Source organism: Streptomyces ureilyticus (assembly GCF_011045025.1).
Lineage (GTDB): Bacteria > Actinomycetota > Actinomycetes > Streptomycetales > Streptomycetaceae > Streptomyces > Streptomyces ureilyticus.
The window spans coordinates 13,098-24,453 of record NZ_JAAKZX010000071.1 but is presented as its reverse complement, the minus strand read 5'-3'; the positions used below and the strand labels follow the sequence as shown (position 1 = coordinate 24,453).

General features: G+C 70.0%; 11 protein-coding genes. 10 read left to right on the top strand and 1 reads right to left on the bottom strand.

Annotated elements, in window-relative coordinates; translation table 11 throughout:
- The first annotated feature begins 12 nt into the window (after positions 1-12).
- Positions 13-702 carry an endonuclease/exonuclease/phosphatase family protein gene (locus tag G6048_RS22450; protein ID WP_165341382.1) on the top strand — a complete coding sequence of 230 codons (690 nt, stop codon included), beginning with the start codon at positions 13-15 and terminating at the stop codon, positions 700-702.
- Between the two features lie 65 nt (positions 703-767).
- Here G6048_RS22450 and G6048_RS22445 read toward each other — a convergent pair whose 3' ends face one another.
- Positions 768-2,120 (bottom strand): MFS transporter, encoded by a 1,353-nt coding sequence (locus G6048_RS22445; RefSeq protein WP_165341381.1) that lies wholly within the window; start codon positions 2,118-2,120, stop codon positions 768-770.
- 609 nt (positions 2,121-2,729) lie between these two features.
- Between G6048_RS22445 and G6048_RS22440 the strand changes: the two genes are divergently transcribed.
- The 9 genes from G6048_RS22440 (at position 2,730) to G6048_RS22400 (ending at position 11,355) form a co-directional block, all read left to right on the top strand.
- Positions 2,730-3,602, top strand: coding sequence for a 2-amino-3,7-dideoxy-D-threo-hept-6-ulosonate synthase (locus G6048_RS22440; protein WP_165341396.1), 873 nt, complete (start codon positions 2,730-2,732; stop codon positions 3,600-3,602).
- Positions 3,599-4,831, top strand: a complete 1,233-nt coding sequence (locus G6048_RS22435; RefSeq protein WP_165341380.1) for a 3-dehydroquinate synthase II family protein — start codon at positions 3,599-3,601, stop codon at positions 4,829-4,831. Before G6048_RS22440 ends, G6048_RS22435 begins: the two co-directional genes overlap by 4 nt.
- The gene (locus G6048_RS22430; protein WP_165341379.1) at positions 4,831-6,240 is read left to right on the top strand and encodes a class I adenylate-forming enzyme family protein; all 1,410 of its coding nucleotides are present in this window, start codon (positions 4,831-4,833) and stop codon (positions 6,238-6,240) included. The genes G6048_RS22435 and G6048_RS22430 overlap by 1 nt, the downstream gene beginning before the upstream one ends.
- Before the next feature lie 146 nt (positions 6,241-6,386).
- On the top strand, positions 6,387-6,662 hold the full coding sequence (locus G6048_RS22425) for an acyl carrier protein (RefSeq protein WP_235990185.1): 276 nt from the start codon (positions 6,387-6,389) through the stop codon (positions 6,660-6,662).
- Positions 6,659-6,970, top strand: coding sequence for an acyl carrier protein (locus G6048_RS22420; RefSeq protein WP_165341377.1), 312 nt, complete (start codon positions 6,659-6,661; stop codon positions 6,968-6,970). Before G6048_RS22425 ends, G6048_RS22420 begins: the two co-directional genes overlap by 4 nt.
- Positions 6,960-8,207: a beta-ketoacyl-[acyl-carrier-protein] synthase family protein gene (locus G6048_RS22415; RefSeq protein ID WP_165341376.1), complete on the top strand. Its 1,248-nt coding sequence runs from the start codon at positions 6,960-6,962 to the stop codon at positions 8,205-8,207. Before G6048_RS22420 ends, G6048_RS22415 begins: the two co-directional genes overlap by 11 nt.
- A complete protein-coding gene (locus tag G6048_RS22410) occupies positions 8,204-9,073 on the top strand; it encodes a hypothetical protein (protein WP_235990183.1) in 870 nt (289 codons plus the stop codon). Before G6048_RS22415 ends, G6048_RS22410 begins: the two co-directional genes overlap by 4 nt.
- Positions 9,074-9,091: 18 nt before the next feature.
- Positions 9,092-10,798, top strand: a complete 1,707-nt coding sequence (locus G6048_RS22405; RefSeq protein ID WP_165341375.1) for a class I adenylate-forming enzyme family protein — start codon at positions 9,092-9,094, stop codon at positions 10,796-10,798.
- Positions 10,795-11,355, top strand: a complete 561-nt coding sequence (locus G6048_RS22400) for a hypothetical protein (RefSeq protein ID WP_165341374.1) — start codon at positions 10,795-10,797, stop codon at positions 11,353-11,355. Before G6048_RS22405 ends, G6048_RS22400 begins: the two co-directional genes overlap by 4 nt.
- Position 11,356 lies beyond the last annotated feature (1 nt).

The window sequence follows — 11,356 nt, the reverse complement described above, 5'->3', positions numbered from 1 at the left end:
GGTGCCGACGTCGTGTGCCTGCAGGAGACGTGGAGTGCGCATGATGGATGCCAGGCCGACGAGTTGGCGGCGTCACTTGGTCTCCACGCGGTCTTCGGTCGGAGCCGGATGCCACGGCCACCATCAGATGACTCCGAGCATGTCCTCCTTGGCCTGGCGGTGCTCGGGCGGTGGCCAGTCCTCAGGCACCGGCTGCACCTCCTGCCCGACGGGCCCGATGGCAGCACACCGGAACTCGGTGAACCCTCGGTCGCACTCGTGGCCACCTTCGACCACCCGGCCGGCCCGTTGCACGTCGTGACCGCCTGCCCCGACTGGGAGGCCGAACGTGCTGGTGCCCGGCTCGCCCAGAACCGCGCCCTGGCCGCACTCCTCACCGATCCGGCTCTCGACGGACCGCTGCCGGTCATCCTTGCCGCCGACCTCAACTCGCGGCCCGGCACACCGGAGTTCCAGCCCCTGGCCCAGGCTCTCGTCGATGCCTGGGCCACCACACATCCCGGCGAGCCCGGTTACACCTTCACAACGGACAACCGGTTCGTCGGCCCCGACGAGTGGCTGGCCGATGGACGGATCGATCACATCCTCGCCCGCTTCGGAACCCCCGGCCGTCCCCTCGCCTTCCGGGCCTCGGCGCTGGCCGGCACCGGCGACCTGGCCCCATCAGATCACTACGCTGTGGTAGCCGATCTTGACAGGTGACTACGGCACCCGCATAGCGCTCGAACCTCGTACCGGGAGTGGCGGGCCGGCAGGGCTATGAACCCTCAGGAATCGAAGGCGTCGTCCCGAGTCTCCGGCAGGGCGAGCAGACACGCGAGGCTCAGCAGGCATAGCCCGCCTGTGTAGAAGCCCAGTACGAGCGGGGAGTCCCACTGGCTGTTCAGCCAGGTGGCGATGCTTGGGGCGAAGCCGCCGCCCAGGGTGTTGGCGAGGATGAAGGTGGCGGAGGCTCCGGTGTAGCGCAGGCGGGCGGGGAAGAGTTCGGCGAGGAAGGCCGCCATGGGGGAGAACATCAGCGCCAGCAGCATGAGGCCGAGGGCGTAGGCGCCGGTGATCAGCAGGGCGTTTCGTGAGCTCAGCGAGGCGTACATCGGTACGGCCCACAGCACGCTGCCGATGGCTCCGGTGAGCATCACGGGGCGGCGGCCTATCCGGTCGGCCAGTCTGGCGGCCGGGAGGGTGAGGGCGATTCCGGCCGCCGCGCCGATGCTCGCTGCGGTCAGCATGGTGTTCCGGGAGATGCCGAGTGCCTGAGGCGCGTACGACAGGCTGTAGACGATCGTCAGGTAGTAGACGGCCGAGCCGCCGATCGCCGCGCCCGTGCCGAGCAGCAGCCGGCCGGGGTGCTGCTTGAGAAGCGTACCGAGCGGGAAACGGGACGCAGGTGCGGGTGCCGTAGGGCCGGCCGCCGAGCTGAAGACAGGTGACTCGGAGACCCTCGACCGCACCCACAGGCCGATCACGAAGAGCACGAAGCTGAGCAGGAACGGGATCCGCCAGGCGCCGTCCGCGAAGCCGTCCTGGCCCGCGATGTTGAGGGTGGGCAGGATGACGGCGGTGGAGAGGAGGAAGCCGAGCGAGGGGCCGACGTTCGGGATGGCCGCGTACAGCGCTCGGCGTCCGGGTGGCGCGTGCTCCGCGGCGAGCAGTACCGCCCCGCCCCACTCACCGCCCATGCTCACGCCCTGCAGCAGACGGAGCGTCACCAGCAGTACGGGAGCGAGGAGTCCGGCGCTCTCGTACGTCGGCAGCAGTCCGACGCCGACCGTCGCCACACCCATCAGCAGCAGCGAGATGACCAGGGCCTGTCGGCGGCCCAGTCGGTCACCGATCGTCCCGAACAGTACGACGCCGAGGGGGCGGGAGAGGAAGGCCGCGGCGAAGGTGAGGAACGCGGCCAGGGAAGAAGCGGTGGCATTGCCGGAGGGGAAGAAGGCGGGGCCGAGGACGAGCGCGGCGGCGGTGCCGTACACGGCGAAGTCGTAGTACTCGATCGTCGTGCCGATCAGGCTCGCGACGGCGACCCGTGGAGCCTCGCCCTTCGCTGCCGCCGGTGGTGCCCCGGCCGGTCTGGAGCCGGCGGTCTCGGGAACGGTCTTCGACGTTGAATCGGGCATGGGGAGTTCACTTCCGGTACGCCCGGAGCGAGCGAACGGTCCGGGTTCCAGGTGGGGGGGGACGGCCTCGCATGCAACACGAACCGGAGTGCGCCTGTCACCCTAATCCCGGGAATTCAATTCCAACAAGATGCCGCCTCGTCCGATTTACCGAACAAGGCCGCCGTGATCCACGCCGGATCCGCGCGACATCCACGAAAGAAAAGCAGCCATTGACACGTGGCATCGACGGATAAGGCCTCGACACGGCGGGAGCAGGGGCAGGCCGCGTCAGTGTGCATACAGCACACCGCGCCCACCTTCTGTCCCTTTACCGCACAAACCGCCACAAACACCACACCTCGGCGTCGTCAACCCCCTCATTCCTGTCAATTCTCTGTCAATATTCATGCGGTCAACGGTATAGAAATTTGTCAGTGGTCACACCTTGCCAACCGGCGATCACCCGTGAATGCTTACGCGGGACCAAACTTGAAAGTTCTACGACCATCATTTTTCGGACACCGGGGACCCAAACGGGATGATGCTGTCCGCCATTCCGAAGTGTTCAATCGAAACCGCTGCCGGACCTTTTCCATGCAGCCTTTGGGCTGGGAAGGTGCATTATCCATGCTGAAAGCTGGCAAGCCATTGCGTCTACGCAGACTGTCGTTGGCCGGTGATAACCGGTATCTGTTCGTCCCGCTCGACCACAGCGTTTCGGACGGCCCGCTCGTCCCCGCCGGCCAATGGGACGATCTGTTGCGGGCGCTGGTCGACGGCGGGGCCGACGGGATCATCGTCCACAAGGGGCGGGTCCGGGCCCTCGCACCGGAGATCCTCAAGAGCTGCGCGCTCGTGGTGCACCTGAGCGCCAGTACCGCCTGCGCCGCCGATGTCGATGCCAAGGTGCTGGTCGGCGACGTCGAGGAGGCGCTGCGGCTCGGCGCGGACGCGGTCAGCGTCCATGTGAACATCGGCTCGGATACCGAAGGTCAGCAGCTCGCGGACCTGGGGGCGGTGGCCCGCTCCTGCGATGACTGGGGCATGCCGCTGATCGCGATGATCTACCCCCGGGGTCCCCGGATCGAGAACCCGCGTGATCCCGCCCTTCTCGCCCATCTGGTCAATGTCGCCGCGGACTTGGGTGCCGACATGGTGAAGACCTCGGTCGCCCTGCCGCTCGACCGGATGGCCGAGGTGGTGGCCCACAGCCCCATCCCCGTCCTGGCGGCGGGAGGGCCGCCGGACGGCTCCGACCTCATCGAGTACGGCACGGCGGTGATGGCCTCCGGCTGTCAGGGGCTGGCCGTCGGCCGGCGGATCTTTTCGGCCCCCTCACCCGCTTCTCTGGTGGCCGGGCTCGCCGCGGTCGTGCACGGCCGTGGCGGTGCGGGCAGCACGCCGGGTGACAACGGGCAGGCGACGCGTCCAGACGGAACGACAAACGGGGGCATGGGCATGACTCACTACTCGACGACGATCGTGGCAGGTGTCGCATGAGGTTCGCGTGGATCGATCTCCGTGAAGTTCCACGGCCGCAGCTCCAGGCGGTGGTGGACGCGGCCGTCCACACCCGGATGGCCGGAGTGCTGGCCACCGATGCCGAGCTGCTTGGGACGCTGCCACCGACCATCACCCGGGTGCTGGTCTCCGCGGGGCCGGCCACTGCGGCCGCGAAGAAGCCGGGCGACAAGAACGGCAAGGAGGTGCAGGGCACCGGGGGCACGAAGGGCGCCGAGGGCGCCAAAGAGGCGAAGTCCTCGGCCGCCGACGCCACCTCCCCGGCCGGAGCCGGAATCGACGTCCTGCTGCGGCAGTTCAGCACTCAGGGCGAGCTGGACGCGGTCGCCGCGGAGCACCGTGCCAGTGCCGCCGAGGGTGCGACCGTCGCCGGCTTCGTCGACGTACGGGACGACCGCACCCTGCAGCTGTCCTGCGCGGGCGCCATGGCGCTGCCGTACACCGTCATCCACTTCGCCGACCCGACCAAGATCCCGCTGGAGATCGTGCTCGCCGCGGCCGAGCCCGCCGAGGGCAAGCTGGTGACCGTCGTCGACGACCTGGAGGAAGCCGGGATCGTCTTCGACGTCCTTGAGCGCGGCTCGGACGGCGTCCTCTTCTCGCCACGCAGCGCCGACGAGGTGTTCGCGCTGGCACGGCTGCTGGAGGCCACCACACCCCAGCTGGAGCTGTCCACGCTCACCGTGGAGAGCATCCGGCACGTCGGGCTCGGTGACCGGGTCTGCGTGGACACCTGCTCACATTTCGATGAGGACGAGGGCATCCTCGTCGGCTCGTACTCCTCCGGGTTCGTGCTCTGCTGCAGCGAGACCCATCCGCTGCCGTACATGCCGACCAGGCCGTTCCGGGTCAACGCCGGTGCCCTGCACTCGTACACGCTGGGGCCCGACAACCGCACCAGCTACCTGAGCGAGGTCGGCTCCGGGATGGCCCTGCTGGCGGTCGGCGCCGACGGTCGGACGCGGCGGGTCGTGGTCGGCCGGGCCAAGCTCGAATCCCGGCCGCTGCTTGAGATCCGCACCCATGCCGAGAACGGACAGCTGGTCAGTCTGACGGTGCAGGACGACTGGCACGTACGGGTGCTCGGCCCGGGCGGGAAGGTCCTCAACGTCACCGAGCTGCAGACCGGTGACGAACTGCTCGGCTATCTGGCCCGGGACCAGCGCCATGTGGGCCTGCCCATCGGCGAGTTCTGCAAGGAGGTCTGATGGGCGAGCTCGTGGACCCCGTGGATGACGTGGACGACGAGATGGGCCCTTTCATCCAGCGGCTGTTCGACGCGCGGGACGACGGCCTGCCGTATCTGACGCACCAGCAGGAAACCGTCACCCGGGCCGAGTTGCGGGAACGGGTCGGCAAGCAGGCCGCGGTGTTCGCCGGATACGGCATCGGCCCGGGCAGCACCGTGGGCCTGCGGACACCGCCCAGCTTCACCCAGGCCGAGGTGCTGCTCGCGCTGTGGCGGCTGGGCGCCCAGGTGCTGCTCTTCGACTTCCGGCTGAAACCGGCCGAGGTGGAGGCGCTCTGCGCGACCTGCCGGCCGCAGTTCATGGTCAGCGCCGGGGTCAACGTCCGGGCGACGTTCGGTTTCCGGCCCGACTACGAGGTCGTCACCGAGTGCCACGGCACCGGCCGGGCGGCCACCACCGGACACCGGCTGGTTCAGTTCAGCTCGGGCTCCACCGGGCGGCCGAAGGTGATCGGCAGGACCGCGCGTTCGCTCGCCGCCGAGGTGGAACGGTTCGCCGCGATCCCCGGGATGCCGGGGGAGGGTGACCGGCTGCTGCTGCTCAGTTCGACCGCGCACAGCTTCGGTCTGATCGCCGGTCTGCTGCACTCGCTGGCTGCCGGTGTCTCCGTGGTCTTCGCGCCCCGGGTCTCGGCGCGCGACATCCTGCGCACCGCGGTGGACCAGCGGATCTCCGCCCTGTTCGGGGTGCCGATGCACTACGAACTGCTCGCCGCCGCCATCGATCCTCCCGAACTGCCCGACCTACGGGTCGCGGTGTCGGGCGGCGAGCTGATGCCTCCGGCGGTCGCGGCACGGTTCGCCGAACGGTACGGCGTGCCCGTCGGCGAGTCTTACGGGACCACGGAGACCGGAGTGGTCGCCATGGACGCCGGCGGTGCGTTGCGGCCTTCGGTCGGGCGGGCCGCGCCGGGGGTGGTGGTGCGGGAGCACAACGGCGAGCTGGATGTCGCCCTTGAGGAGTCGCCGTACCTCTTCGACTCGGGCGGCAGCCAGTATGAGGACGGGTGGCTGCACACGCGGGACCGGGCCACGGTGGACGGCACCGGAGAGGTCCGGGTGCACGGGCGCGCCGACTCCCTCGTCGTGATCGGCGGGCTCAAGGTGGACCTCACCGAGGTCGAGAACGTGCTGGGTGACCATCCGGAGGTTGAGCAGGCGGTCCTGGTCCACGAGGGCATGACCGAGGCGTTCGTTGCTGTGGCCGCCGGTCATGAGCCCCCTTCCGGTGAAGAGCTGCTGCGCTGGTGTCGGGAGCGGCTGGCCGACTACAAGCTGCCGCGGGTGATACGGGTCTTGGAGGCGCTGCCTCGTACGTCCAACGGGAAGCTGGTGCGCAACGCGGCCGCGCTTCGCTCCGCTGGGTGAGTTGGGGTGTTGCCGGTTGTTTGTTGTCTGCGGGGTCACAGCCCCGCGCCCCTGACGGGGCACGCCCCCTGGCGCCCGCATGAAGGGCGCGCACCCTTCTGGGCGCTCAACTCACTTACCTGAACCGTTCAATGGAGATTCTGATCATGAGTACCTCAACCTTGGAAGACGAGATCCGTGAGTTCGTCCTGACCTCCGTCATCGACGAGATGAACATCCTGACCAGCCGCGACGGCATCACGGACGAGAGCCCGGTGACCGTCGGCGGGCTGGATGTGGACTCGCTGAGCCTCATCGAGCTCACGCTGCGGCTTGAGTCGCGGTTCGGTGTGGAGATCCCGGACACCGATATCGAATCCCTGGCCTCCCTGACCCTCGGCGGACTCGTCGCCGAGGTCGTCCGGCGCGGTGCGAAGGCATGAGCGCGGGAGCCACGGCGAACGACGCGGACTCCTCGCTGGCCGCCATCACCACCGACACCGTCCGGGAGCTGCTGTCGGACCGCAAGATCTTCCCCGGGTTGCCCGACGACCTCGGCGAGGACGCCGAACTGGTCCTGGACTCCCTTGGGTTGGTGTGGCTGCTGCATGTGGTGGAGGAGCGCTATGGCCTGGTCGTGGAGCCCACCGACGAGGACATCGCCGGGCTGACCTCGCTCCGGCGGCTCACCGCGTTTCTGCGCGCCGCGCAGATGGACGGGGCGGAGGAAGGCGGTCGCGATGAGCGGTGAGGTGACGGTGACCGGATTCGGCGTACGCACCGCGTTCGGTACGGGTACTGAGGCCCTCCGGCGCGGGGTCTTCGCGGGAGTCCCCTCGTTCCAGCCCACCACACGGTTCGACACCGGCCCGTACCGTACGCCGATGGCGGCCGCCGCCCCGGACGGACCCGACGCGGTCGAGGACTGGGCGCTGCGGCACGCGCTCGCCCAGTGCGGCGCGGAAGCCCTCGACATGGCCGGCCTGCGCCCGGGCACGGAGGCGGCGGTCCTGCTCGGCATCGCCGGGGACCACACCAGCGTCACGCGGTACTGGCGAGCCGCGGCCGACTCCCCGTCCCCAACGCCCTTGCCGGACAGCTCGGGCGACCCAGACGGCCCGGGCGGTGCGGGCGGATCGTACGGATCTGACGGCACAACGGGCCGTAACGCGGACGCCGTCCCCGCCCACCTCGCCGAGTTGCTGGCCGGAGGCCTCGGGCTCACCGGGCCTCGGCTCACCTTCACCAATGCCTGTGTCGCCTCCGCCGCCGCCATCATCCACGCGTGCCGGCTGATCTCCTCCGGACGGATCGACACGGCGGTCTGCGCGGGCGGATACCTGGTGGAGGAGGAGACCTTCGGCAAGTTCGACTCCGGCCGGGCGCTGTCCCGCGACGGCATGGTGCGTCCGTTCAGTGCCGACCGCAGTGGGCTGCTCCTTGGCGACGGCGTGGCGGCCGTCGCGCTGGAGTCCGCCGAGCACGCCCGGCGTCGCGGTGCCCGGCCGCTGACGACCATCGCGGGCTGGGGTGCGGCCACCGACGCCCACCACATCGCCCAGCCGCACCCGGAGGGAGTCGGTCTGGCCCGTGCGGCGCGGCAGGCGCTGCGGCTCGCCGGGGACCCGGACGGCGCGTCCCTCGACTATGTCAACGCCCATGGCACCGGCACCAAGTACAACGACGGTGCCGAGACCCGAGGACTGCGGGCCGCCTTCCCGGAGCGCGCCGAGTCGATACCGGTCAGCTCCACCAAGAGCACCACCGGCCATCTCCTGGAGGCGGCGGGCGTCGTGGAGTTCGTGATCACGATGCTGGCCCTGATGGACGGCGTACTGCCGCCGACCGCCGGATACGGCCGGCCGGACCCGGAGTGCGACCTGGACTACGTGCCGAACCAGCCACGCCAGGCCGACCCGCGCCGGGCCCTCACCATCAACGCCGCCTTCGGGGGCGCCAACACCGCACTCGTCCTGGAGCGGCCGTGACGACCGAGAAGAGGGAACAGAGGGAACAGAGGGAACAGAGGGAACAGAGGGAACAGGCCGAGAAGACCGTACTCCGTTCGCCCCTCGGCATCCTCGCGACCGCCACCGCGACCCACGGCACCGGGCGGTCCGAGCCCGACGAGGCTACCGGGGCCCACGCAGACATCCCGCTGCCGCGACTCCCCGGCTTCGTGGAGTCGGCCTTCAGCCCGCTGGCGTTCGAGGTCAGCAGGCAGTGCCTCACCGAACAGCCCGGCGACGGCGCCCGTACCGCCGTGGTGCTGGCCACCTTGATGGGGGACACCACCACCGCGGACCTGGCCAGCCAGCGGATGGTGTCCGGGCGGGTCCACAACCCGCTGCTGTTCATGCAGGCCACCGCCAATGCCGTACTGGGCTATACGAGCCAGGAGTTCGGGATCACCGGGCAGACGTTCAGCCTCTCCACCCTCGACGACCCGGTGGCCGAACTGCTGGCCATGGCCGATCTGCTGCTGGAGGACCCGGAGCTGGACCGGGTCCTGGTGCTGGGCGTGGAGCTGGGCGGCAGCGAGCGTCTGGCCGTCATGTATCAGGTACTGGCCGCCGACAGCGGTCGCCCGGTCCCGGTCCCGGACCTGCCCGAGACCGCCGGCCTGGCGGCGGCGGTGCTGCTCGGCCGTCCCGGAGGCGAGGCACCGGTGTCGGTCCGGTCGGCCGAGGCGTACGACGCCGACGGCGCGGGGGCGGGCGGGCATCCCGGAAGCATTCAGGGCCTGTTCGACCTGGCCGCCGCCCACCGGCGACTGCTGCGGGACGGCGGCAGCCACCTGCTGGTGACTGAGCCGCGGTCGCCGGCATTCATCCTCACCGCCGCCACCGAGTAGGGAACGAGACGGAGAACCATGCTCATCAGTAGGCAGGAGCGGGCACGGATCTGCTCCGACACCGAACTCGGCGCCGGCAACGTGCTGCACCGCCTGAAGGCGTACGACCGCCCGCTCGACGAGCCCGTGCTGCGGACGGACGGCAGCTGGCAGGCGCCGGACGGCAGCCGCCCCGACGTACTGACCCTGCGTCAGCTCTGCGAGGCCGTCGAGACGTATGCCGGCTGGTACGCCGCACACGGCGTGCGGCCCCGCGACCCGGTCGCCGTGCACTCCTACTCCAGTGCCGAGAACGCCGTGAACTACCTGGCCCTGACGTCCCTCGGCGCGATCCCGTCGCTCGTCAACGGCAATCTGCGCCCCGAGATCGCCCGCGAGTACGTGCGCCGTCAGGGTGCGGTGGGCGCGTTCACGGACACCGAGCACCACCGCGTGCTGTCGGGCCCGGAGTCGGGGCTCGGCTTCTGCGTGACCGCCGACGGCATAGGGCCGGAGTTCCGCGAGCGGCTGCCGACGTCGTACCCGTACCGGCACGACCCCACCGACCCGGTGATCATCTCGCACTCCTCCGGGACCACCGGCATGCCCAAGGGGGTGCCGCACAGCCACCGGACGCTGATGTACTCGCAGGTGCACCGGCTGCGCTACTCCACCGGAGCCGACATGGCGCGCACCCTGGTGGCGCTCCCGGGCCCGCACAACGCCTCCATCGCGACCCTGCTGTACTGCCTGCTGCTGCGCGCGGACATCAAGCTGCTCTCCAGCCAGCGCGGCACCGAAGTGCTCGACGCCATCGAGGAGTTCCGGCCGAGCACGGTGCTGGCCTTCGCCGGAACCTTCGGTGAGATGGCCGGGGAGGACCTGGCGGCCCGTGACCTGTCCAGCGTCGAGGTGTGGTTCAACACCGGCGACGCGGCGCACGAGGCGCACATCCGGGCCCTGGTGCGGCACGGCGTTCGCGAGGAGATCAGCAGGGACGGCGGGGTTCTGCGCCGCAGGCGGGTCGAGGGCTCCGTCTTCATCGACGGGCTCGGCTCCTCCGAAGTCGGCCACTCGCTCTTCCACAACCGGCACACCAAGGACACCTCCGCGTACTCGCGCTGCATCGGCAAGCCGTTCAGCTTCGCCGAGGCCGCCGTGCTCGCCGAGGACGGCGCCCCGCTGCCGCCCGGGGAGATCGGCCGCCTCGGGCTGAAGTCGCCGACGCTCACGCCCGGTTACTGGAACGACTCGCTGACCTGGAACCGGATGCGGCTGGGCGGCTACTGGCTGCCCGGGGACCTCGCCTACCAGGACGAGGAGGGCAACTTCTACCACCTGGACAGGGCGACCGACGCCATCCGGACCCGCGCCGGAATCCTGTTCAGCACCCGCACCGAGGAGCTGCTGCTGCGGGAGCTGCCCGAGCTGGCCGACTGCACCGTCGTCGGGGTCGCCCCGGAGGGCGTACGGGCGGACTGGGACGGCGATGGAGAGGCCCAGGCCTACGCGCTGCTCCAGCTCACGCACGACGGCGCCGACGACAACGACGGCAATGACGGCAGTGACAGGAACGAGGCGTGGACCGAGCGGGTCAACGCGGTCCTGTCGGGCGCCGGCTTCCCCCCGGTGACCCGGGCTGTGCCGATGAAGCCCGAGGACGTGGCCAAGGGCGCCACCGGCAAGGTCCTCAAACGCGTGATGCGCGACCGCTTCGCCGCCAAGGAACTTACGGAGCACGCATGAGTACGGAAACGGGTGCCGGCGAAGTCAACCACCGCGCCCGGGCATCGGAGGCGTACCGGCTCTGGTGGCAGCACGACGCCAACTGGTACCAGGGCGTGGCCGAGCGGTTCGGGCAGCAGGCCGCGAACGAGATCAACGCCGAGGCGATGCGCAAGGTCGCCCTCAGGGTCGCGCAGCAGGTCGCCCGCCGGAGCGGCCCGCTGCCGCCCGGCAGCGGTGACAGCGGCAAGGACCTGGAGGAGCTGCGCCGCCGCTACGACGACTGCGGCGACCGCATGTTCCCGCCGGAACTGCGCAACGCGTCCACCGAGGTGGAGGGTGACGACCTGATCGTGCTCACCTTGCGGCGGAACTTCGCCATCACCATGGTGCGGATGTCCGGTTCGCTGGAGGGCTACCAGTGCCCGTGCACCGACATCCACGCGGGCTGGTCCGAGGGACTCGGCGTGACCCTGACGGAGAACCGGGCCGAGAGTTGTCTGCGGGACGGGGACAAGGCGTGCCGCCTGCTGATGCGGGTCGCCACCCCCGTCGTCCCGCCCGTTACGGAGGATTGAG